Raw genomic sequence first — 21,091 nt, 5'->3', positions numbered from 1 at the left:
GGGGAAGTGGTCGGCGCTTAAGCAGTGGGCGCCGGATGTAGGAACGGGGTACATGTTGGCCCTGCCTCAACGGTGGGAGGCTTCGTAGATTGCACGTCATGAGCCATCCCGTGATCGATCGTCTGTCTTCAGCCCTCAACGCTCGCGACCCCGACGCCATCGCAGAATGCTTCGTCGAGGACTACGCGTGCGAGTGGCCGGCCCACCCAAACCTGTCCTTCACCGGCAAGGAGAACGTTCGACGGAACCAGGTCATGCGGTTCGACGCGTGGCCGACGGTCCGAGCCGAGATCGTTCACTCCATCTCAGTAGGAGACGAGGTGTGGCAGGACTGGCGGTTCTACGATGACTCGGGTACTGACAAGGAACAGCGCGGTGTCATCGTTCTGTTCATCGACAGCGGTCGTGACCTGATTGAAAGATCGCGTTTCTACGTTGAGAGCGTCGGAGATCTGCAACCGTCGTGACTAATCGGCGGGTGCTGATGGGCATTACGCCGACCTGGCGTATGCGCCGCTCGCACCAGCCGTACTGTCCACTGGACGCGTGAACACCACCACCCGCAGATCGCCGTCGACGATCAGGGTGTCGCGTTCCAGCTCGTCATGACCTCCATCCGGGTGCTCAGCGCACAGTCGATCGACGTCACGCTGAGCTCTGTCGCTTTGGTGCCACAGCTGTGCGAATTCGACACTTGCAAGATTCAAATCCCTGATCAAGCTGTGGACGTATGGGTCGTCGTAGCGTCGCCACGCCGCCCGCAGATCGACGACAAGCGACTCCTTAAAGGCGGTCATGCTTTGCGGGCTACGTGCAACAGTCGTGGGCGCATCGGTGAAGATGCGCCAGGCGATGTTGCAGTCACGCTCAGCATCAGCATTAGCGCCGCAATCGTAGGAACGCCACACCTCGTTGCCCGCCAGTACCGTCCATGCGGCGTCGCATACGGCCACCGGCACGTCGGTCAGCCGCTCGAGCATGCGATGGGCCGCCGGTGTGATGCTTCGTGGAACATGGCCGCCCCGCGAGCCAGGCGCCGCGTAGCCGGCCGCAGAACACAACTGTTCGTGCTCCTCCTGAGTGAGCAACAACGCCCGAGCAAGCGCGTCGACCACTTGGCGCGATGGATGTCTACGGCGCTGCTCCAGGCGTCTCACATGTTCGGTCGAGACGCCCGCTCGTTCAGCCAACTCCTCGCGTCTTAGGCCGTGCGCACGGCGTTGGCTGGAGTCGCACACCGCCACACCGGCAGCCTGCGGGCTTAGCCGGCCGCGGAAGTCGCGCAGCAGCCCCGCGAAATCGTCGTGTTCGACCATCAGCCCATGATGGCGAGCTTTGCGATCAGGCGCCAATGGCTCCGTTTGCCAACGAAGCCAAACATTGCAAACCATTCAAAATCTGCTAATAGTAGTAGCACTACTACCAACAAGTTGGATGCTGACGGCGGTCAGAAAGTGGACAGGGAGGAGATGCATATGTCGATCGTGACTGCTAACGGGTTCCGTGAGCCGTTACCGCGTGCGGTGGACACCGTCGTGGTGGGGGCGGGGGCTGCTGGTTGCGTGGTGGCCGCGAGGCTGAGCGAGAACGCGGATCATCAGGTGCTGTTGTTGGAGGCAGGCGATGTACCTGATCGTGCGCTGTTCTCGGTACCCGGCGAAGCCATCACTCCACTTGCCACGCCATCGGTGGTCCACGAACCGACCGTGCCACAGCCGGGTCTGGCAGGACGGCGCAGCGCTGTCCCGGTGGGGCGCGTCCTCGGAGGTGGCAGCGCGGTCAACACTCTGACCTGGATGCAGGGCCACCCGCAGGACTACGACTCTTGGGCTGCGGGCGGCGCCCACGGCTGGTCAGCCGCCGATGTCCAACCGCTGCTAAGGCGGATTGAGAACCACAGCTTTGGACCTTCCGATCACCACGGCAGCGGCGGGCCGATGACGGTCTCCACCTCTACCCACTTCGAACGTGTGCATCAGGATTTCCTCGCCGCGGGCGAGGAGGCCGGTTTCGGTGTCAGCGACGACCTCAACGGGCCGGTGCGCACGGGCGTGGGGTTGAACCAGGCGAACGTGCGCGACGGGCGGCGCCATGACGTTGTCGACGGCTACCTCATTCCTGCACTGAACCGGCCCAACTTGACCGTGCGTACCGGGTCAGTCGTCGAACGCGTACTTCTCACCGGTACTCGGGCCACCGGGGTGGTCGTGGACGGCCATCGCGTTGACGCGACGCGTGTCGTACTCGCTGCGGGTGCGCTGCGCACTCCGCAACTGCTCATGCTCTCTGGGGTCGGGCCGGCCGATCACTTGGCCGAGGTCGGTATCGAACCCCAGCACCACGTTCCGGGGGTGGGTCAAAACCTCCACGATCACGTGTTCGTCCCCGCGGTGTGGCCGGTAACCGCGGGGAACACGATGCTCGACTGGCACGACGAGAGCGCCCGACGGACGTACCGCCTGGTGCGCCGAGGGCCGTTGTCGAGTTTCGCTCCCGTCATGGCGATGCTGCCGCTCGACGGGTCTACCGCGCCGGACGTCCAGCTCGTCCCTGCCCTGATCGGTTTCGGCCCAGGTCTAGTGCCGCTACCCGAGCCTGCCGTGTCTGTCCTATCAATTTTGCTGACACCCCGCAGCCGCGGAGAGGTCCGCCTCAGTGGCCCGCAGCCGCACGATGGCCTGGTCCTGGACCCCGGCTATCTCTTGGATCCGGATGATCCACCCCGTCTGCGAGCCGCGCTGGAACGGGCGATCGCCATGTTCGACACCCCTGCTCTGCGCACATCCACAGGGCCCAGGCTCACGCCCGACCCTGTCGACGGTGACCTCGATGCGTTCGTCCGCGATCACGCCGAAGGATTCTGGCACCCCGTGGGTACGGCCCGGATGGGCACCGACGATAACGCCGTCGTGGACCCCACCACCCTTGCCGTACACGGCCTGCAGAACGTGTTCGTCGTCGACGCCTCGGTGATGCCGACCATCACCCGAGGGAACACCCACGCCCCAACCATCATGATCGCCGAACGTGCCGCCGATCTGCTGAGTTGATTGCAGATTCGCCCACACCCACACCCACGCCCACGCCCACGCCCACCGAGCATGAGGAAAGACACGTGTCCGCATCAGACGCAACGACGCCGCCCGACCGCGCCAAGGCCTTCGGGCTCGCAGCCGAGGAATACGACCGGTCACGACCCTCACCGCCCCGCTCGGCCCTGCAGTGGATGCTCACCGGCAAGGAACGACTTGTGCTCGATCTAGGTGCGGGAACGGGCCAGATCAGCCGAGAACTCAGTGGCCGAACTGGCCTGGAGGTCGTCGCTGTTGAGCCCGACCATGCCATGCGGGTGGTGCTCACTCGTCGGTGCCCGGACGTTCGCGTCCTCGACGGCACAGCCGAGCACATCCCGCTCGACGACGGCAGCGTCGACGCGGTACTGGTGGGGTCTGCATGGCACTGGTTCGACCCGGTGCTGGCCGTCCCGGAGGTGGCACGGGTGCTACGGGTCGGCGGACGCCTCGCAGTCGTGGGGTCCAGCCCCGATCTGTCTCACGCCTGGGTCGCAGCAATGTTCGGTGACCGCCGGGGGGAACACGAAGCGGTCAACCGCCACCACTACATCGACATCGACCTGCCCGCCCCGTTCGGCCCGCTCGAGCGGTACGACACCGAGTTCACCCAGACGCTTACTCCCGAGGGAGTGCAAGCCCTGTTCGCCACCTCCAGCCGTCACCTCGCCGGTTCCGACGACGAGAAGGCCCAACTCGATGAGTCCGTGCAGCACGCGCTGGACGAACAGTTCGATGACCCCATCGAGATCCAGCTACCGATGCGCGCCCGCTGCTGGCGAAGTCAACGACTGCGTGGTGAGCCAGCCTGACGACTTGCTTCTCACCACTGCTCAAGCCACTAGGGACACCGACCGCAACTCAGGAGGATGTATGGACCCCGACGTCATCGTGGTAGGAGCCGGTCCAGTCGGGATGACCGCCGCCGCCCTCCTGCACCGGGCCGGGGTAACTGTGCGAATACTGGAACGCCAGACCAAAAGGCCCCAGAACCCACGGGCCGCCACGATCCACCCCCGCACCCTCGAGGTGCTCGACGCGCTACCGGCTGCGCACGGCTCGAACACCCACGGACACCGCGCCACCCTCGGCGCGCAACTGGCCGCCGCCGGCACGCCGATGCCCGCCACGCACTTCGCGGCGCTCCCTTCGCTGCTGTCCTACGAACGCCTCGACACCTCCTACCCCTTCGTGCTCATGTGCCCCCAACCCATCACCGAGCGCGTACTCGCCGAACACCTCACCGGCGCCGGCGTCGCCATCGAGACCGGGGTCGAAATCGTCGATGTCGACCAAGACGACGACGGCATCGTCGTCCACGACACCAATCACCGCGCACACCGCGCCCGATACGTCATCGGGGCCGACGGCGCACACAGCGCAGTGCGGCACGCGACCGACATCACCTTCCCGGGAACAACCGCCACCCTCGCCGGGTTCGGCGCCGACGGCGTACTGGATCGACTCCCCGAACGGCGCCATCAGTGGGACCCCGTACGCGGCTCGCTCAGCGTGTTGACCTTCCCCAACGGCCTCCATCGCGTCTTTGGCATCGAGCCCAGCGAGACCAACCTCGCCGATGAGGACGCGCGCCGTCGCCAGGCCCACGTGCCCGACGTCGAGGAAATCAAAGCAACCCTGCGCAGAGTCGCCGGCGACGACTTCGGCCTGCACGACGTCGTATGGACCGGTCGCACCGGAGACGTCACCCGGCACGCCGATCGGTATCGATCGGGACGCATCCTGCTTGCCGGCGATGCCGCGCACGTCCACTTTCCCGCCGGCGGCCAAGGGCTCAACGTCGGTGTACAAGACGCCGCCAACCTGGCATGGAAGCTCGCCGCGGAGATCGCAGGGTGGGCCCCAGACAGGCTTGTGCGCGGCGCCCAGTCCTACGACGCCGAACGTCGACCGGTCGGCGAACAGCTCGCGTCGAACACGCAGGCCCAGTCCGCGGTCATGCACACGTTTAGCCCGTCCGGGGCTGCTCTGCGCGATCTCATGTCAGAGCTGATCGCACAGGACGGCGACACTGCAGAGCATCTGCGCGGCTGGCTTTCCGGTCTCTCCGTGCGCTACCCCGCACCCGGCACCACTCCGGGGGAGGAGCACCCGAGAGCGGGCACGCGCGTCCCCGACCTACCGTTGTCCGATGGACGGACACTGCACCCAGCACTTCGCCCCGACGTCCTCACGCTGGTGAGCATCGGAGCGATCGTCCCGCCATCGCTCTTATCCAAAGTCCCTGGTGACCGTCTGCAACTCCTGCATTCGGTGCGTTCCTGGGGAGACGCGGCGGGGGCACTGGTACGCCCTGACGGCTACACGGCCGCGGTCTGGGACCACGTCACCGACCCTGAGCTGATCGCTCAGACCGCACGATCCTGGGTTGCAACGACCCAGACGTGATCCACGACAACTCCATCTCAGGTTCAGTTGAAAAGACTGAACACGTGGCGATCGTCGAGGCGTCACGCACGATGCAGTGTGAACCCGAACACACCTGGAAATAGGCCGCTCTCGCGTCTCTCACGCGCCCAGGCTGCCCTGGTAGTTTCCGGACGACGCTGCCGCTGCGGGGTCGTCGTTGCACGATCTGCGTTCGTGTCGCGACTGAGGGATTTCGCGTAGTAGGAGCACGCCTGTGAACCGGGACATCGATGTTTGGCGGCTTCGCATGAGCCGATCCAAGAGACGCCGGGCCGCCGCCTGGATCGCAGCAGAAGCCGCACCCACGCTGAATCGCGGTCACCGAACAGTCACCCTCAACATCAGCGATCGCCGAACCTTAAATGCCTTCGGTCGACGCGCCGGGTCGTTCCAGCCAGAGACGCTACGTCGCCTCGAACAACGCGTCGTCGATGAACTCTCCTCAGCGCAGCCGGGCCACTACGAGGCCGTTGCCCAACGCAGCCACGATGGGACCATCGAAGTCACGGTCGGAACCCGCTGACCCCGCTCGAGGTTGACCGTCGGCGGGTCGGGTTCGCGTGAGTGGTGGTACCGCGCGGTACATCACGTGGGGTTTCTGTGCTAGTGGCCGGCAAGTCCGGTGACGAGCGGTGCAAATGTGTCGGCCACGTCGGCACCAAAGACAAAGACGAAGTAGGAGACTCCGGTCTCGTCCCGTCGTCGCCGTAACTCATCGGCCGCCGCCTGCGGATCAGCTGGCAAGTAGGCGAGCAAGTCGGCGGCGCGCAGGGCGGTAGACCACGAGCATTACTCGACGTCAGCAACGACTAGTATCCATCGATCCATAAGAGGAACCCAAGTCGAATCAAGCTCAGCATCGGCTATCGCGACCTGATCCACTAGCGCGCGCAAAGAGAGGCCTAAACGGGCCACGTTTAAAGAATCTTTATAAGCCCATTCTTTGACGGATTTGCTGTTTGCTTCGGCATGAAATTGCAAACCCCATGCGGATGCACCAACGCGGAAAGCCTGATTTTCGCAATGCTGACTGCTTATCAAAGACCGGCTGCCCTCGGGAAGAGTCACAACCTCATCGTAATGCCACTGCACCGCACGGGCCTTTTGCCTCATATCTTTGAGGAGGGGGTCCGTAACGCACGCATCGTCGAGTGTAAGTTGCCCCAAGCCAACTTCTGGCTCTTTGCGGGCGGGTCCAACAGCACCCCCAGCCACTAACGCGAGCAGCTGTGCACCCAAGCACACTCCTAGGTAGGGAATTTCGTCGGCAACGGCTTGGGATATGAGCTTGCAAACATGAGCAAGCCAGGGTGCGGCGGCGTCGTCTTGAGCACCGGGAAAGCCGCCCAGAACGATGAGTCCATCGAAGCCGGCGACAGAATTGGGAATAGGCGTACTTGTCCCGGGACCAACAATTGTGACGACAACGCGCGCGTCTTGGAGAGGCTTCGCAAACCGTCCAAGACCAACTTCAGCCTCATGTTGCACAACCAGCACGGATAGTGGACAGGATCGTTCGCGCGACAACGGACTGCAGTTTGTCATTGCGCATGTCTCACAGCAATGAGTTTTGATTTTGCGACGCCCGTAAACATGTGTTCGTGCGACACTGCGAAAATGACGATCGTTTTCATGTGCATACCATGCCCCAATTAGTTAGTGCAGTGTCCGAACATGCGCTAGAGTGTTGCTGTCGGTGATGCTGTTCTGGTCGTTACATGTTATCAGTCTGCAGTTGCTGCCTCCACCGGGGACTGACGGCCCCGCACGACAAAGTTTCAGACAATAACGGGTGTTCTCTACATCGAAACTCGCTGCTTGGCTATCGCTACGTACGCGGAATGCACCGGAACTTTTTTGGCGGTTGGTCACCGGCGCAATTTTAAGAGACGTGCTTCCTGCCGAGCGGCCTGGATGAGGGCGACGTTGCTGTCAGCGGGGGAGCCATCGGGTAGGAGGAGTCCGTCTTCGAATCCGATGCGGATCTGGTGGCCGTCGGTGAGTGCGGCACGTAGAACTGGCCACACGGTGTCCCCTTCCCCGTGGTAGAGGAGCGGACACTTCACTCCTGCGGCCAGGAGCCGCGCGGCGATCTCACGAGCGTGCTCTACGGCTCCGTCCGCGTCGTCGTCCATGGGTTCGATCAGGACGCGAACGTTGGCCTCTAGCGTGTCGCGGCTTGCGAGCAAAGCCGGGATGTCATCCACGCTCCACACCGCACTTTCCAGGATCATTCCGCGGTCCAAGATTAGCTGGGCGGTCTCGGCGGCACCTTCCTCGCAGAACGCCACCGACGCGAAGTCCGGCAGGATGGTCCAGTTCTTGATCTGCTCGAGCCGGTCGGTTGGGCCATTGGTGCACCACAGGCCTGTGGTGGTTCCGATCATTACATCGGGGGCCGCGCTTCGAATCTCGGTGATGGTTTGTGCCAAGAGGGCGGGAGCGATTGATTGAGCGCCCGTGCCTGTGCGAGCGTGGAAGTGCACAACATCGGCGCCGGCGGCTCGCGTTCGCTTCACGTCGAGCGCTATCTGTTGCGGAGTGATTGGGACAGCGGCCACTGTGGACGGGGTGCCCCCGTTGATCGCGGCTTTGATGAACATCGCTAGCCATTCTCCGTTGCTGTCGCGGTATGTTCTTTGATCACCTGGGTGGCTCCGGTGAGGTCGCCCAGCCGGGCACCTGCCCAGAGCTGACGAATGAGATCGGGCTCTTCAAGGTCCTCTTGGATCGCATCAGCCAGGATGCTCGTTAAGACGGCCGGATCTACGAACAGGGTGCCGTTTTGGTCGGCGAGCACGATGTCTCCTGGGTTCACTGCGACACCGCCGCAGGTGATGGTCTGCCCGAAGGAGAAGTCGTCGATGCCGTGCAGTTTGGTGGTCAGGGCTGAGGTTCCGCGACTATGAACGACCAAGCCCAACTTTTGCAGCTCGGCGCTGTCGGTTGCGGGGCCGTCGGTGATGATGCCCTCGGTGCCTTGACTCGCAGCAGCGTTGGCAACGACCTCGCCGACAGCGGCATGCCGGCGGTCCATTCCAGTGTCGACGACGACAACGTCGCCGGGTCCTGTCAATCCAACGATATGGTGCAGCGCGGTCGAATCAGTGGCGCTGATGCGCACGGTGACGGCCCGTCCCACCAGGGTGCCTTTGCCCGAGATCCGTTGCAGGTCAGGGTCTGCGAACCCGGCTTCAAGGTAGTGGCCAAGTGTTGGCACAGCGACCTTGCGGGCGCGGTTCAGCAGGTCGCTCAGGTCGGTGTCGATGGGTGGTAGCGATGATGTCATTTGGTATCGCTCACAAAGATGCGCCGGTTACGAAGGACCGGGACAATGGATTGGGCGTGATCAAGGCGGTCTTTGTCGATGTCGTGCGTTAGCAGACCCATTTTTTCCTCTCCGAGGCTTGCCCGCATAACGCCCAGTGGGTCGACGATCATGCTGTGGCCGATGCAGTCGTCGCTACTGAGTGATGCTGCCAGCACCCAGCAGGTGTTCTCGATAGCGCGGGCCCGTAACAGGGTGTGCCAGTGGTCCTCTTTGAGGGGTCCGCTCGCCCAGGCGGCGGAAATGCTGAGCACGTTCGCTCCCATCTCTAACAAGACGCGGGTAAATTCTGGGAAGCGGACGTCATAACAGTTCACGATGCCGATGTTGAATCCGCCGATGGTCACCATGAGGGGTCCGTCTTCGCCGCGCATCACGCGGCGTGATTCTTGGTAGTGGAACGCGTCGTATAGGTGCATCTTGCGATATGTTCCCAGCAGGGCGCCGTTGTCGACCGCGATGATCGTGTTGTAGGGCAGGGATGTCCCACTGGGTTCGTATCCACCAGCAATGATGGACACGCCTAGATCACGTGAGAGGGACTGGCACATGTCGATGAAGATGGGCCATGACTCATCAACAACCTGGGGCAGCATGCCCTTCTCGACAGCGTCGGCGGACAGCATCGATTCCTCGGGAAAGATGATCAGGTCGCTTTTTGCTTCCGCGGCTTGAGAAGATAGTTGTACGATCACTTTCATATTGTGATCGAAGTCGGCCGTGGGGTCGATTTGTCCAATGGATACGCGCACAGAAGTTCCCCCTTCTATTCGGTGAGCAGGCGGCTGTCTGAGATGGACCATCTCAGAGTGACTTGGTCGTTGAGTGCTATTGGTTGCGCCTGGCCAAGGCGGGACATGTTGACCTGCTTGACGGTGAGGAGAGTCCCGTGGCCAACATCGACGAAGAAGCGAGTGTCATCTCCAAGGAAAACCACTTCGGCCACTTTGCCCGGTACCGACACGGTGTCGGTGGAGGGTGCGCGCTCTTCGGTGTCGCTGTTGATGGTGATGTTCTCGGGTCGGATGGACAGGTGGACCACGTCGCCTGGTGTGCACTGGGGGTTCCCAGGGGCGCGTAGCTGTCCTAGCTCTTCGACATCGACACACACCTGGTGAGCTGTGGTGGATGACACGCGCCCGGTGAGCAGGTTGGAGGTGCCGATGAAGTCTGCTACGAAGCGGTTCGCGGGTTCTAGGTAGAGCTGGGTGGGGGAGGCGACCTGCATGACGCGCCCCTCGGAGATGACCGCGATGCGGTCTGACATGGTCAGTGCCTCGTTCTGGTCGTGCGTCACGTAGATGAACGTGACGCCGACTTCACGTTGGAGGCGTTTTAGTTCCAGCTGCATGTCCTGGCGTAGTCGCTGGTCCAATGCTCCAAGTGGTTCATCGAGCATGATTACCGAGGGCCGCGAGACAATGGCCCGAGCCAGTGCCACGCGTTGTTTCTGACCACCCGACAGTTCGCTGGGTTTGCGGTCGTCATAGCCAACCAGCCGCACCAGGTTCAACGCCTCGGTCACCCGCGCCCTAATGGTCGACCGTTCGTGCTTGCGGACTTTCAGTTCGAAGGCGACGTTGTCGAACACGTTCAGGTGCGGAAACAGTGCGTAGCTCTGGAACAGCATGTTCAGGTCGCGCTTGTTGGCCGGCTCGTTCTTGACGTCGCGCCCGTTGAGGTGGATCTGACCCGAGGTGGGGCGTTCAAACCCTGTGATCATCCTCATGAGGGTCGTTTTCCCGCATCCGGATGGTCCCAGAATCGAGAAGAACTCGTTCCTGCGAATATGCAGGGACACATGGTCCACAGCTGTGGCGCTGCCAAACTGCTTGGTCACGTCGATGAGGTCCACCGCGTCTTTGGCGGCCTGCGCGGGGGCGGCGGTCACGAGGCGCGCACCTTGGTCCATCCCGCGTTGAAGTACGCCAGCGCCTTGCCGGGGTTGAGGATGAAGTCAGCCTTGGCTACGGAGGCGTTGGATGCGAACACTGCCGGGTTGGTCAGAAGACTCTTGTCGGTGATGTAGGCCTTCGCGGCCTCGTTGGTGGTTGCGTTGCCTCCCACGTTGGTCTCCATGGCGGCGATCTTGGGCTGCAGGGTGTAGTTGATGAACGCGTAGGCAGAGGTCAGATTCTTGGCGCCGCTGGGGATGGCCAGGCCGTCGGTGAACACCGTTCCACCCTCTGAGGGTTGCACGAAGTGAACGTGGGGGTTGGCCTTGGTGACCGCGGCGATCGCCGAACCGTTGTACGCCTCGGCGACACACGCCTGACCGCTGGACAGCAGAGTGGCGTAGTTGGTCGAGTTGTACCCGGCCAGCAGCGGCTTCTGCTTCCGGAGGGTCTCAGTGGCCTTGGCGATCTCGTCCTTGGACGTTGAGGTCGCGTGGTACCCGTTGATCTGCAGAGCGGGAATGTAGGCCGACAGCTCGTTGTCCAGCATGTAGATCTTGCCCTTGAACTTCGGGTCGAACAACGCGGACCAACTCGTGAGTTTCGCCCCACCGGTGCATTTGTCGTTGTATGCCATCCCAGTGGTTCCCCATACCAGCGGAACGCTGTACTTGTTGTTGGGGTCGAAGCTGGGGTTGAGGAACTTCGGCGAGAGGTTGGACAGGCCCTTGATCGCGGAATGATCGAGCGGGCGGATCAGCTTCTGCCCGGACAGCTGCTGGACCGTGTACTGGCTCGGCTCCACCAGGTCATAGCCCGCGCCGCCTGCGCTCAGTTTGGTGGTCATGGTCTCGTTGCTGTCGAACGTGTCGACGGTGACGGAGATGCCCGTCGACTTCTCAAACGATTTGACGATGGCGTCGGGAATCTCACCAGCCCACGCGTAGATGTGCAGCGACTTGCTACCGCCGGTGGCAGCCGCACCAGCTGATGACGTCTTCGAGCTACTGCTGCCACATCCTGTAATGGCAAGAGCCAGAACTGCAGAAGCGGTCAGGGTAGCGGCCTTAATCGCGGGGGACGTACGCATGAGGATTCCTTTGCTGGTTGAGCACGGGGGTCGGGCGGGGTGTATTGATCTACAATTTGGTGTTCTGCGTTAGGACCTGACGCATCTGCCGGATCCCTACTCCCAAGATGACCACGAAAGTCAGCAAAATGAGCAGGGTGCCGAGGGCGTTAATCTCCGGTGTGATGCCGGTCTTGAGTCGAGAGAAAACCAGCAGAGGCAGCGTCGTTGATCCAACCCCGTTGGTGAACGTCGACATGACAATGTCACCGAAGGACAGCACGAAACACAGGAGCCAGCTAGCGACTAGGGCTTGCCGCATCAGCGGCAGTGTGACCCTAGTAAAGGTGGTCCATTGGTTGCAGCCCAGATCGGTCGCGGCTTCTTCCAGCGATGGGTCTAGACCGGCATAAGCCCCTACGAGAATGAGCACGGAGTAGGGGAGGGTGATGACGATGTGGCCAAGTATCAGCGTGAGGGTGTTCAACGGTATGCCCAGGGCTGAAAAGACTGAGAGTAGCGCTACGCCCAGGACGATCTCGGGAACGATGAGAGGTACGAACAAACTGCCGAGTAGAAGCTGGCGGCCTTTGAATTTGTACCGGGTGAATGCGCTGGCTGCCATGAGTCCGATTACTGTGGACGCGGAGGCGGCGACCACGGCGACGGTTAGGGTGACCCGCAATGCTGCGTGCAGGTCATCATCATGCAGAAGAACATCGAACCAATGGAGGCTGAAGCCGGTCCACGTTGACGTCACACTCGATCCGTTGAAGGAAAGAATGATGACCGCCACGATGGGGATGTACAGGAACGCGATGATGAGACGGGCCAGGAGGGAAACCAACCGGTCCATGAACCTGACCGGGGGCTTGTCTCGGCGACCGGCAAGCTTTTGGAATCGCGTGGTGGTTGTCATAAGGATCTCCGCAGTCGACGGGAAAGCAGTCCAATGACAAGGACGCTGGCCATCATGAGCAGCAGGAGTACGACGGAGGCAGCGGCGCCCAGCGGCGCGTTGCGGAACTCGGTGTACAGCGTGACGATGACGTTGCCGACGATCTGTCGTTTCCCACCTCCGAGGAGGACGGGGATGACGTAGACGCCCAAGGTGGGGATGAACACCAGCAGGATGGACGCGAGGATTCCTTGCCGGGCCATCGGGATGAGGACCCGGAAGTGGGTTTTCCACCATCCGCATCCGAGGTCCGCTGCGGCTTCACTCAGGTTGGGGTCGATGCCCCGCAGGGATGCGTAGATGGGAAAGACGGCGGTAGGTAGGAACGCGTAGACCAGTCCGATGAAGGTTGCGCCGGTGCTGGGGACCCAGCTTGTGGGTCCATGGGTTATCCCGATGGCGTTCGTGAGGGTGTTCAGCGGGCCGCCGGGGGCAAGGACGTTGATCAGTGCGAAGGTGCGGACGAGGAAGTCTGTCCAGAACGGGATAACGAGCAGCAGCAGGACGAGGAGCTGGCGGGTGGGCGGCCTGGAGGTGACGTAGATGGAGATGACGTAACCGGCAGTGATGCAGATCAGGGTGTTGAGGGCCGCTACCTCCAGGCTGTAGCCCAGGACCTTGAAGTACGCCGGATCGTTCAGGGCCGCATAGTTTGCCCAGGTGAACCCGCCTTGGACCGCTCCGTATTCATCGGCTGTAGCGAAGCTGTTGCGGACGACCAGGACCAGGGGAGCCAGGACGAGCAGGGCCACGATGGTGACTGCTGGTGCCAGCAGAATCACTTGGGTGAGCAGTCGCCGGGTGTTGCGGGGTGCGGTACGCCGTGGCGCCGCCGTTCGGGGCTCTTTATGCGGTGGTTCCGTGGTGGTTTCGAGAGTTGACGCCACGTGACCTCCCATCGAGTAGGTGGGTACGATCCTGACGCAGCACAGCTGCTTCGTTCACTGCGATATCCGTCGCGATCACTGGAAAAAACTGTGCATATCGCAGCTGCGGGCAGGGAGTGGGTCTGATATGGCGACAGAACAGCCGCATCTGGACACCATCGATCGCAACATCATCGACCAGCTCAGGACTGATGGGCGGATGTCCTTCGCCGACGTCGGCAAGGCCGTTGGAGTCAGCGAGTCAACCGTGCGCACCAGATTCGGAAGACTGAACCGCCAAGGGATCATCCAGGTCGTTGGCATGTCGAACGCGGTCCAGGTGGGCGAGGTGGAGGCGCACCTCGGCATCCATGTGAAGCACCTTCCGGTGTCCCTGGTGGCCAAGGAGCTGAGCAGGATCCCCGAAGTGCGCCTTGTAGCGCTCTCGCTTGGCGACTACGAGATCATGGCCGACGTACGGTGCAAAGACCTCAGGCACCTGGCCGACCTGGTGACCGAGCGGGTCCGGCGAGTTACTGGGGTAGAGGGCGCAGACACGCTGGTCGTGTTAGATGTTATGAAGGACACCTACCTGTGGGCAGAGTTCCGCAACCCACCACCCGGTGCGGACGAGCGCGTGCTCAGGCCTCAGGAGTGAGGTTGCGGCCAACCGCGTTCACCAGACCGGTCCACGAATAGTCCTTCGTCAGCTCCAGCAGCAGCAAAGTCCGCACATCCGCCACGCCCGTCATCATGCGAACATGGTCGAGTATCTCCAGCAACTGCGCCTGGTCTCGGCAGGTGGCCTCCACATAGATGTCGTGACCCCCAGCAGTGAGAGCCACATGGTTGATGGCTCGAACTGCGCACAACGACTTGGCCACCACGCGGGGACTCAGGTCATGAACCTTGACTAACAGCCGCACAGGTTGGTGACCCAAACTCAACGGGTTGCACAGAGCCACGATGCGGACCTGACCGTTTTCCTGGAGCTTGACGACGCGCTGGCGCACAGCCGACTCAGAAATCCCTAGGTCACGGCCCAGTTGCGTGAAAGGCACTCGCCCGTCTTCCTCGAGCGCTGCAATGATGGATCTATCAATATCGTCCATGGGGTTCGCCCTCAGCTAGTTCACACCGAACTCGTGTCATGTGGCCGTTCGCTCCTGCTCCCGCCACTACCGTGACGGACCTCGCCGGCGGCCGCTGAGCACGTCAACGAGCCCAACGTCCCACCCGCATTATGGCTCCAGTGCTATTCGAAAAACTCGGATCGGACAGACATGAGGAAGGGTTGAATCCTTTACAACCCCAACGTTGTGGCGGCGTTGTCGGTCCAGGCGTTGTGGATGCGGACGTAGCCGCCGAGGGTGGCTAGGGATTGGTGGCGGGTTTGGTGGGCGATGGCCCGGTCGGTGGCACCGCGCAGGTGGGCGTAGGTGATGAATCCGGCGCGTAGGGAGTGGGCGCTGTAGTGGGTGGGGTCGATGCCGGCCCGGGCGACCGCGCGTTGAATAAGGGTGTTGATGGACTCGGGGTGCAGTGCGCGGGGGAGTGCAGTGTTGCTCTTGCCGACGGGTCGGAACGCCGGTCCGTCGGTGGGCGCACCGGCCACCTCCAACCATCGGTGCAGGGCGGTAACGGGGCACCGGTCGGCGTTGCCAGCGCGCGGGAGCACGACGAGTTCGATGTGTTCGCCGGTCTGGTTGGTTTTGGACCGGGGGAGGGCCAGGACCAGGCCGTTGGGATGGTCGGCGATGTCCTCGATGCGTAGGGCGGCGAGTTCGCTGCGACGTAGGGCGGCGACGAACCCGACCAAAAGGAGGGCTTTGTCCCGGTGCCCGGCCAGGTCCGGCTCAGGTGCACGGCCTTTGGTCTTCCACATCTTGGTGGTGGGGCACGCGGCTAGGACGTCGAACAGTTCCGGTGGCATGAGGGGTGCGGATTGGTTTGGGGGTGCCCCGTGGGTGCGGCGGATTCCCTCCCACACCGCGACCACCCGAGCGTTGGCGGTCGGGTCGGGCAGGTCCTGCAGTTGATGGACGAACTTGATCGCCGACAGGCGCCGGCTCATGGTTCCGACCTTCGCGCCGGCCTTAGCCAGGTCGCTGAGGTACCCGGTGATCGTCGACGCGGCCGCCGGCAACACGTGCAGGTCACCATGACTGGTGCACCAGCCGGTGAACTCGGCCCAGTCCGAGCGGTACCCCCGCAACGTGTTCGCCGCCCGAGCCGCTTCGACATACTCCGCCTCTGCCTCGCTCAGCGGCACCTCATCCAGCAGCTCGACGGCGTTGGTCTGGTCGTGATGACGGGTCACGCTCGTGCGATCACCGTGGTCGGTCATAGTAACCACGATACCGTATAACACATGGGATTCCGTGCATTATCCCGTGCAATATTTACTGTAGTTCGGGTCGTATGAGTAGGGCCCCCGTTGATCGTGTACACCACGTATGACGGAATGACCGGGGTCACTCGGCAGGCCGACGCCAGGAAGACTGCTCGGGTGGGTGTCAGTGCGGTGCGGGTTCCGGTTGCAGTTCGGTGACGACCAGCCTCTGGCGCCGGCGCCCACCGAGCACCCTCGCCTAAGGGACCTGCACTGGGCCAACTAGAGGTGCCACCGACCGGAGTTCATTCATCGTCTGACGGGCCGGACGCAGCGGCGGCCCGCCCCCCTCGGAGTCGTCTTGACCATGACCGATCCGTTGCGGCGTCTTGATACCGTTCTTCCGCTCGTTGGACCGACCTGGCGCCAGCAACGAATGCCTTGCAGGAATCATCGAGCGTGCTCTGCATCGCTTTTAGGACGAGCAGGTCCTGCGGGGAGATGGGGTCGGCGCTGAGCAGAACCGCAACGGTGGTCTGGTGGAGAGAGATAAGGGCCATCTGACCCGGGGCTGCTAGGCCAGCGTTTGTGTATCCGCTGCTCTTTACGGACCGTCCTCCCCGGTGGTGGACGTTTAGGCGGGAACCCTTAGAGCCAGAGTGGACCTCGTGACTTGCCCAGCGGTAGTACCCCCGGAGATGGCTGAGTTTGGCAATGCGTTCCAGATCACGGAACGTGGGCTGCTTCATTCCGTTGAGACCAGCAGCCCAGCCGTTTCGGCCGGTGAAGGCTTGGCCGAACTTCGCAACGGCGGCCTCGTGACGAGTTTTCATGTCGGCCATTTCCGCATCGGTGAAGGGCTCGACGGAGAGGACACCTGCATCGCTCTGGTACGTCTGCGCGTCGGACCAATTCTGCACGTCGTCGTGCGCCAAAAACCGTTCGGCAAGGTCAGCGTGCCCGTCGAGCCGGCTGTACTTCTGCAATATCAGAGCCGTCACGGCTAGTTCGTGCATGGTGCGAGCCCTTGCCAACGCACCAGACGCAAGCCCACTGGACAGGAGCTCGTGAACTTCAAGGGCTGTCCGGCAAGCACGCGCATGCAGACCAGTCAGGGCCTCGTGGAGGGCGCGAAGGTCAGAGTCTCGACCGGCGACCCTCCCTGAATAGAAATCTGCACCCGCCTCCTCGGCGCAGACCGTGAGTACATAGAACAGGTCGAGGGCAGGTCCCCAGTGTTTGCGGAGCTGCTTACGAAAAGCGCGGTGCAACCGGCGCCGCTCACGCAGCATCTTCGGAGCATTGCGGATGAGCGTCCGCTTCAGAACCGGCGCGGCTTCGTCGAGCACCGGGTCAATCGCCCTCGTCGCCAGCGCCATGGCCTCGTCAACGTGCATCCCATCGTTGACGAGGCCATGAAGACCTTCGGCAACTGTGTCGTAGAAAGTCTCGTCGAAGGACTGGGTCTCCCGGCGCCGCCGGTTCAATCGCATCTCGGGAGACTACGTGCGGTCACCGTCAGTAGATCTCGCACTGCTGCTCCGTAACATCTTCCGTCGCCTTCATCCTCAAAGGTGATTCCATTGGAATCATCGTCAAGGCCCGGACGCCCTTAACCTGGCCGCCCCCGACCCCCTCGGGGGAACACCAGCCGCTACCACTGGCCTCTCCTGAGAGTCCCATGTGCCGTCGCAGCCGACCGTCAGACGGTGGTCGGCGCGGTCCCACGCTGCTGGGCGGCGGCCATGATCTGAGCCATGGTCGCTGCCGCTACCTCATCCCCGATCTTGCGGCCGGTCACGGGATACAGCGGACGCTGGCGATTGAGTATTTGGGAGTGCACCAGGTCCGTGCCGCCGGGACGGTGCTGCAGGTGGACCTTTGATTCGTACGTGAAGGCGCCCGGGAGTGAAGAGAACGCCTCGCATACCCACTCGTGCGGGGAGGTCTCCACGAGCTGGTAGTCGATGGCCCGGCCCACGCACGCAGCAACCCAGTCAGCAAACTGGATGTTGGAGCTGAGCTTGCTGTCGATGTGCATCGGAGGCTCGAGCACACGGCGCATCTCTGGGTGCGTGCCGACACGGCCAAAGATGTGGCTGTACATGCCGGGCAGCCGCCCGGCGCGCGCCTTCTCATTGATCTGATCCATCATGATCATCATGTTGGAGTCGCACCGCTGGGCATGACGCGCTAACCGGTTGAGGGTCTCGTTGATGGCGCCTCTCTCCAGTGCGGCTGGGTCCGCGCCCGTCTCGCGAGCGGTCCCGCGCGCCTTCTCGTCGGCGTAGTAGAACAGCTCGCCGCCCAGCGACCGCAGGGCACCAACCAGCGCGTTCATCAAACGGATGTTCTGTGGAAACCCCTCCGCCGTGCCCGCGCGCAGCAAGCTGGCGCCCTTGACCTCGAACCGGCCAGGGTGCTCAGCTTCCTCAGCTTGTTGTCCGAAAAAGGTCGCCTTCTCACGGGCGAAACGCGCCCCGAACTGCTGTGCGGCGGCCTCGGGGATGACGAACCCGGCGTACCCGAACGCCGGGCTTGTGTTGAACCGGGGGTGGTCGGGCGCGATGAACGGACCCGGTTGTCCGATCTCATCGAGGTACGCCAGCAGCACATCCGCCAGCGTAGATGCTCCCGTAACGAAGAAACCCACGCTTTCGCGTGGGCTTCTCGAACGGCGCTCTGAGACCTCTTTCGTCCCTGCTACCACGACAAACATTACTCTGAACGCGCGTTTTTGCCTACTGCGGCTCCATCGAAACCACATGGGACGACTCCAAAGGTGACACGTGGAAACCGACTTCGCTGTTCACACTGCGCTCGGCGCCGCGCGATGGTGCCGCACCCGCCAATAGACGCGTCCCGCGACCGGGGAGAGCCACCACCGGCTGCGGCGGGCGAAACGCCAGTGGGAGGTGAACCACAACGCCCATCCCGCGACCGCCAGCTCTACGGCGACCGCAGCCAGGGTCGGCAGATGGGAAGGGACCAGCCACACGGTCAGCATCAGCTGTGCGGCACCGATCACGTTGCGCCAGCAACTGATCTGCTGGCGTGGCATGGATGGTCAGACGTCCCGGTCCGCCGGGGCGTGCCTTAATCGACATAGGTAGTTTTAGTGCTATATCGTCTTGGGTATGAGGCGTACCGAGACAGCACTACGCGTTGCCGATGAGTTCTTGTCCCGGCCTGGTGACAAGCATTGGGGGTATGAGACGTCGAAGGCCACCGGGATCCGGTCTGGTTCGTTGTACCCGATCCTGACGAGGTTCTTGGACGCCGAGTGGATCACCGACGGTTGGGAGGACCCTGCAGCCACCGGGGGTCGTCCACCGCGCAGGTACTACGAGCTGACCGACCGTGGCCGCGCCGAGATGGGCGGCTTTGTTGCCGGCGCGAGGATCCACGCCAGTACCGGCCGAGCCGGGCTGCGACCGCTAGGGGGGACCGCATGAACGTGCACCTGTTGTTCTCGCACCCGTGGACCTGGCTCACCGGGGTCCTGCTCCTGGTCCTCGTGCATGGCGTCGCGCCCCAGCTGCTGCTACGCCTCGCGCTGGCCTGTTATCCGCGGCATGACCCGCGGCGGAGGGAGCTGCTAGCTGACTACGCCACGGTTCCCGTCAAAGAGCGACCTCGGTGGGTCCTCGATGTGCTGACTGCCGGGGTGCTGGACGGTCTTCGTCTTCGGATGCGCGAGAGCCGCGCCACCGAGGATGGTGTTGCCGAGCGGCCTGAAGAGATGGGCTTAAGCGACATCCTGGATCGGCCGACGCTGGTGGTGTGGTCGGCGTTGCTGGCTTCGGTTGTGGTGGAAGGTTTCCTAATGCTGTTCTGGCCGCAGAGCCTTGCCGCCATGGTCGGCGCCTTGGTTAGTTGTGGAGTTATGGCGGTTGCCGTGGGCCGATTGCGCTGGCTTGCGCGGCGCCACCTGGCACTGCTAGCCGATGACGTCCATGGTGACGCATAAGAAAAACCCCCACGACGCTTCAGCGTGGGGGTTGCCCGGGCCCCTCTGTACTCAGCCCTACGAGGGTCCCTGGGTGGCCTGGGCTAGCCGTACGGCCGTCGAGCTTGCAGTGAAGCAAGTCTCTGGCTGTCGACGGTAACGCGGTGGGCGGGCCGGTGTCAGGGTGTTGAGATGGTCGTCGCGGTGACGGTGACCACGGCATACTCCTGATTTTTCTGTGGCTTAAAGCGCACGCCGAGCGCGGCGGCTGCGGCTTTTACCGCGGGCTGATCGCCGCGTAGGAACGTCGCGGTGTGGGAGACCTGGGTGACTAGTCGTCCTTGGTCTCCTGCCGCGGCACCGACCTGGCTGAGAGCAGTGTCTAAGGCTGTGGTGATGTCGGTGTCGAGGCCGACTCCCCAGAAGAGTGTGACGGGTTTGTCAGGCATCCGTGGTGCTGGCAGCTGACGTGTCGGAGCGCCTGGTGATGCGGGTGTTTTTGGGTCGGCCACCGCGCCGGTTGGTGGGCTGGGCCAGTCCGAGCTTGCGCAGCTCGGCGGAGGTCCACCCTGCCTGGGTGGCCTCGGTCCACGCAGTGGCGGCGTCGCGCTCGGCGGCGTCAGCCGACTCACGCGCCTGTGTTGCTGCACGCTGCCGTTCGCTGAGTTTGCGGACGGCGTCGATTCGGCCGGCCAGTAGTTCTTGTGCCCTGTCGGTGATCTCAGTCATGGGACTCACGATAAATCTCTGTCTTGGTCTGTTGTCGGTGAAGGTGTCCACGTTGTCCGGTGTCGCCGCCTGGGAGGCATACGCACCGCAACCAGGCCCTCAGCCCCACTGGCCGTTTGTGATGGGAACGATGCTGGAAGGTGACCGCTGGGGCGTGCTCGCCCACTAATCCAAGTCGTACCCCCCCTCATCCCCAGCCGCAGTTCCAGGAATCAACGACCCGTGCAGAACAGGGTAGTAGCTGTACGGCGAGAGCAAGTTATGACTTATGTGCATTAAAGGACCCCTGGGGCTGGCGCCTGGCGGGAATCATGGGCAGACTGGTGATGCGAAGGGCGGTTGTTGTGGCCGTTCGGCCGGCGATGGGGAGGAGGTGGCTGCGGTGTCTGACGACGACACGCAGCCGGCTCCCGGTCGGCCGCGGTTGTTCCGTGGCCGACGTCGCGCGAACGCACCTGGTGGCC

The 21,091-nt window shown here is 62.9% G+C and carries 24 protein-coding genes; 8 read left to right on the top strand and 16 right to left on the bottom strand.

Annotated features, from left to right (window positions below; translation table 11 throughout):
- Positions 1 to 98 precede the first annotated feature (98 nt).
- Complete coding sequence (locus tag HNR15_RS17755) at positions 99 to 467, top strand: nuclear transport factor 2 family protein (protein ID WP_179483960.1); 369 nt, start codon at positions 99 to 101, stop codon at positions 465 to 467.
- A gap of 24 nt (positions 468 to 491) precedes the next feature.
- Here HNR15_RS17755 and HNR15_RS17750 read toward each other — a convergent pair whose 3' ends face one another.
- The gene (locus tag HNR15_RS17750) at positions 492 to 1,316 is read right to left on the bottom strand and encodes a helix-turn-helix domain-containing protein (protein WP_179483959.1); all 825 of its coding nucleotides are present in this window, start codon (positions 1,314 to 1,316) and stop codon (positions 492 to 494) included.
- Positions 1,317 to 1,475: 159 nt separating this feature from the next.
- Between HNR15_RS17750 and HNR15_RS17745 the strand changes: the two genes are divergently transcribed.
- The 4 genes from HNR15_RS17745 to HNR15_RS17730 all read left to right on the top strand — a co-directional run bounded on the left by HNR15_RS17745 (position 1,476) and on the right by HNR15_RS17730 (position 6,024).
- The gene (locus tag HNR15_RS17745) at positions 1,476 to 3,050 is read left to right on the top strand and encodes a GMC family oxidoreductase (RefSeq protein ID WP_179483958.1); all 1,575 of its coding nucleotides are present in this window, start codon (positions 1,476 to 1,478) and stop codon (positions 3,048 to 3,050) included.
- A gap of 65 nt (positions 3,051 to 3,115) precedes the next feature.
- Complete coding sequence (locus HNR15_RS17740) at positions 3,116 to 3,883, top strand: methyltransferase domain-containing protein (protein WP_179483957.1); 768 nt, start codon at positions 3,116 to 3,118, stop codon at positions 3,881 to 3,883.
- A 61-nt stretch (positions 3,884 to 3,944) separates the two neighbouring features.
- A complete protein-coding gene (locus HNR15_RS17735) occupies positions 3,945 to 5,480 on the top strand; it encodes an FAD-dependent monooxygenase (RefSeq protein ID WP_179483956.1) in 1,536 nt (511 codons plus the stop codon).
- A gap of 235 nt (positions 5,481 to 5,715) precedes the next feature.
- Positions 5,716 to 6,024, top strand: a complete 309-nt coding sequence (locus HNR15_RS17730) for a hypothetical protein (RefSeq protein WP_179483955.1) — start codon at positions 5,716 to 5,718, stop codon at positions 6,022 to 6,024.
- A gap of 266 nt (positions 6,025 to 6,290) precedes the next feature.
- On the opposite strand, the gene HNR15_RS17725 is transcribed toward HNR15_RS17730, so the two are convergent.
- The 8 genes from HNR15_RS17725 to HNR15_RS17690 all read right to left on the bottom strand — a co-directional run bounded on the left by HNR15_RS17725 (position 6,291) and on the right by HNR15_RS17690 (position 13,533).
- Positions 6,291 to 6,998, bottom strand: a complete 708-nt coding sequence (locus tag HNR15_RS17725; protein WP_179483954.1) for a glutamine amidotransferase-related protein — start codon at positions 6,996 to 6,998, stop codon at positions 6,291 to 6,293.
- A 371-nt stretch (positions 6,999 to 7,369) separates the two neighbouring features.
- Positions 7,370 to 8,104 carry a 3-keto-5-aminohexanoate cleavage protein gene (locus HNR15_RS17720; protein ID WP_179483953.1) on the bottom strand — a complete coding sequence of 245 codons (735 nt, stop codon included), beginning with the start codon at positions 8,102 to 8,104 and terminating at the stop codon, positions 7,370 to 7,372.
- 2 nt (positions 8,105 to 8,106) lie between these two features.
- A complete protein-coding gene (locus HNR15_RS17715; RefSeq protein WP_179483952.1) occupies positions 8,107 to 8,790 on the bottom strand; it encodes an RraA family protein in 684 nt (227 codons plus the stop codon).
- Entirely contained in the window at positions 8,787 to 9,581 is a 795-nt protein-coding gene (locus HNR15_RS17710; protein ID WP_179483951.1) for a nitrilase-related carbon-nitrogen hydrolase, read from the bottom strand. The genes HNR15_RS17715 and HNR15_RS17710 overlap by 4 nt, the downstream gene beginning before the upstream one ends.
- Positions 9,582 to 9,595: 14 nt before the next feature.
- Complete coding sequence (locus HNR15_RS17705) at positions 9,596 to 10,720, bottom strand: polyamine ABC transporter ATP-binding protein (protein WP_218884452.1); 1,125 nt, start codon at positions 10,718 to 10,720, stop codon at positions 9,596 to 9,598.
- A complete protein-coding gene (locus HNR15_RS17700) occupies positions 10,717 to 11,814 on the bottom strand; it encodes an ABC transporter substrate-binding protein (RefSeq protein ID WP_179483949.1) in 1,098 nt (365 codons plus the stop codon). The genes HNR15_RS17705 and HNR15_RS17700 overlap by 4 nt, the downstream gene beginning before the upstream one ends.
- A 49-nt stretch (positions 11,815 to 11,863) precedes the next feature.
- On the bottom strand, positions 11,864 to 12,712 hold the full coding sequence (locus HNR15_RS17695; protein ID WP_246306398.1) for an ABC transporter permease: 849 nt from the start codon (positions 12,710 to 12,712) through the stop codon (positions 11,864 to 11,866).
- Positions 12,709 to 13,533 (bottom strand): ABC transporter permease, encoded by an 825-nt coding sequence (locus HNR15_RS17690; protein WP_343048633.1) that lies wholly within the window; start codon positions 13,531 to 13,533, stop codon positions 12,709 to 12,711. Before HNR15_RS17690 ends, HNR15_RS17695 begins: the two co-directional genes overlap by 4 nt.
- A gap of 124 nt (positions 13,534 to 13,657) precedes the next feature.
- On the opposite strand from HNR15_RS17690, the gene HNR15_RS17685 reads away from it, so the two are divergent.
- On the top strand, positions 13,658 to 14,275 hold the full coding sequence (locus tag HNR15_RS17685; protein ID WP_218884451.1) for an AsnC family transcriptional regulator: 618 nt from the start codon (positions 13,658 to 13,660) through the stop codon (positions 14,273 to 14,275).
- Here HNR15_RS17685 and HNR15_RS17680 read toward each other — a convergent pair.
- From HNR15_RS17680 to HNR15_RS17660, 5 genes are all read right to left on the bottom strand, one after another.
- On the bottom strand, positions 14,259 to 14,729 hold the full coding sequence (locus tag HNR15_RS17680) for an Lrp/AsnC family transcriptional regulator (RefSeq protein ID WP_179483947.1): 471 nt from the start codon (positions 14,727 to 14,729) through the stop codon (positions 14,259 to 14,261). The two genes, HNR15_RS17685 and HNR15_RS17680, sit on opposite strands and share 17 nt — an antisense overlap.
- A gap of 191 nt (positions 14,730 to 14,920) precedes the next feature.
- The gene (locus tag HNR15_RS17675) at positions 14,921 to 15,964 is read right to left on the bottom strand and encodes a site-specific integrase (RefSeq protein ID WP_179483946.1); all 1,044 of its coding nucleotides are present in this window, start codon (positions 15,962 to 15,964) and stop codon (positions 14,921 to 14,923) included.
- A gap of 290 nt (positions 15,965 to 16,254) precedes the next feature.
- A complete protein-coding gene (locus HNR15_RS17670) occupies positions 16,255 to 17,442 on the bottom strand; it encodes a DUF5677 domain-containing protein (protein ID WP_179483945.1) in 1,188 nt (395 codons plus the stop codon).
- A 209-nt stretch (positions 17,443 to 17,651) separates the two neighbouring features.
- On the bottom strand, positions 17,652 to 18,563 hold the full coding sequence (locus HNR15_RS17665; protein WP_343048632.1) for a DUF3800 domain-containing protein: 912 nt from the start codon (positions 18,561 to 18,563) through the stop codon (positions 17,652 to 17,654).
- Between the two features lie 195 nt (positions 18,564 to 18,758).
- On the bottom strand, positions 18,759 to 19,010 hold the full coding sequence (locus tag HNR15_RS17660) for a hypothetical protein (RefSeq protein WP_179483944.1): 252 nt from the start codon (positions 19,008 to 19,010) through the stop codon (positions 18,759 to 18,761).
- Positions 19,011 to 19,086: 76 nt separating this feature from the next.
- Between HNR15_RS17660 and HNR15_RS19005 the strand changes: the two genes are divergently transcribed.
- Positions 19,087 to 19,404 (top strand): PadR family transcriptional regulator, encoded by a 318-nt coding sequence (locus HNR15_RS19005; protein ID WP_179483943.1) that lies wholly within the window; start codon positions 19,087 to 19,089, stop codon positions 19,402 to 19,404.
- Positions 19,401 to 19,919, top strand: coding sequence for a hypothetical protein (locus HNR15_RS17650; RefSeq protein WP_179483942.1), 519 nt, complete (start codon positions 19,401 to 19,403; stop codon positions 19,917 to 19,919). The genes HNR15_RS19005 and HNR15_RS17650 overlap by 4 nt, the downstream gene beginning before the upstream one ends.
- Positions 19,920 to 20,077: 158 nt before the next feature.
- On the opposite strand, the gene HNR15_RS17645 is transcribed toward HNR15_RS17650, so the two are convergent.
- Both HNR15_RS17645 and HNR15_RS17640 read right to left on the bottom strand, forming a co-directional pair.
- A complete protein-coding gene (locus HNR15_RS17645) occupies positions 20,078 to 20,347 on the bottom strand; it encodes a hypothetical protein (protein WP_179483941.1) in 270 nt (89 codons plus the stop codon).
- Positions 20,340 to 20,627: a hypothetical protein gene (locus HNR15_RS17640; RefSeq protein ID WP_179483940.1), complete on the bottom strand. Its 288-nt coding sequence runs from the start codon at positions 20,625 to 20,627 to the stop codon at positions 20,340 to 20,342. The genes HNR15_RS17645 and HNR15_RS17640 overlap by 8 nt, the downstream gene beginning before the upstream one ends.
- Between the last annotated feature and the right edge of the window lie 464 nt (positions 20,628 to 21,091).

The organism is Allobranchiibius huperziae, from assembly GCF_013410455.1.
In the GTDB taxonomy this organism is placed as follows: Bacteria; Actinomycetota; Actinomycetes; order Actinomycetales; family Dermatophilaceae; genus Allobranchiibius; species Allobranchiibius huperziae.
The sequence above is the reverse complement of the archived record's forward strand: the minus strand, read 5'-3'. Positions and strand labels throughout refer to the sequence as shown.

What these genes read in the sequence shown, in the direction of transcription:
- HNR15_RS17755 (WP_179483960.1), top strand. Translation starts at nt 99, where the DNA reads ATGAGCCATCCCGTGATCGATCGTCTGTCTTCAGCCCTCAACGCTCGC.
- HNR15_RS17750 (WP_179483959.1), bottom strand. Translation starts at nt 1,316, where the DNA reads ATGGTCGAACACGACGATTTCGCGGGGCTGCTGCGCGACTTCCGCGGC.
- HNR15_RS17745 (WP_179483958.1), top strand. Translation starts at nt 1,476, where the DNA reads ATGTCGATCGTGACTGCTAACGGGTTCCGTGAGCCGTTACCGCGTGCG.
- HNR15_RS17735 (WP_179483956.1), top strand. Translation starts at nt 3,945, where the DNA reads ATGGACCCCGACGTCATCGTGGTAGGAGCCGGTCCAGTCGGGATGACC.
- HNR15_RS17720 (WP_179483953.1), bottom strand. Translation starts at nt 8,104, where the DNA reads ATGTTCATCAAAGCCGCGATCAACGGGGGCACCCCGTCCACAGTGGCC.
- HNR15_RS17715 (WP_179483952.1), bottom strand. Translation starts at nt 8,790, where the DNA reads ATGACATCATCGCTACCACCCATCGACACCGACCTGAGCGACCTGCTG.
- HNR15_RS17700 (WP_179483949.1), bottom strand. Translation starts at nt 11,814, where the DNA reads ATGCGTACGTCCCCCGCGATTAAGGCCGCTACCCTGACCGCTTCTGCA.
- HNR15_RS17695 (WP_246306398.1), bottom strand. Translation starts at nt 12,712, where the DNA reads ATGACAACCACCACGCGATTCCAAAAGCTTGCCGGTCGCCGAGACAAG.
- HNR15_RS17680 (WP_179483947.1), bottom strand. Translation starts at nt 14,729, where the DNA reads ATGGACGATATTGATAGATCCATCATTGCAGCGCTCGAGGAAGACGGG.
- HNR15_RS17675 (WP_179483946.1), bottom strand. Translation starts at nt 15,964, where the DNA reads ATGACCGACCACGGTGATCGCACGAGCGTGACCCGTCATCACGACCAG.
- HNR15_RS17670 (WP_179483945.1), bottom strand. Translation starts at nt 17,442, where the DNA reads ATGCGATTGAACCGGCGGCGCCGGGAGACCCAGTCCTTCGACGAGACT.
- HNR15_RS17660 (WP_179483944.1), bottom strand. Translation starts at nt 19,010, where the DNA reads ATGCCACGCCAGCAGATCAGTTGCTGGCGCAACGTGATCGGTGCCGCA.
- HNR15_RS19005 (WP_179483943.1), top strand. Translation starts at nt 19,087, where the DNA reads ATGAGGCGTACCGAGACAGCACTACGCGTTGCCGATGAGTTCTTGTCC.
- HNR15_RS17650 (WP_179483942.1), top strand. Translation starts at nt 19,401, where the DNA reads ATGAACGTGCACCTGTTGTTCTCGCACCCGTGGACCTGGCTCACCGGG.
- HNR15_RS17645 (WP_179483941.1), bottom strand. Translation starts at nt 20,347, where the DNA reads ATGCCTGACAAACCCGTCACACTCTTCTGGGGAGTCGGCCTCGACACC.
- HNR15_RS17640 (WP_179483940.1), bottom strand. Translation starts at nt 20,627, where the DNA reads ATGACTGAGATCACCGACAGGGCACAAGAACTACTGGCCGGCCGAATC.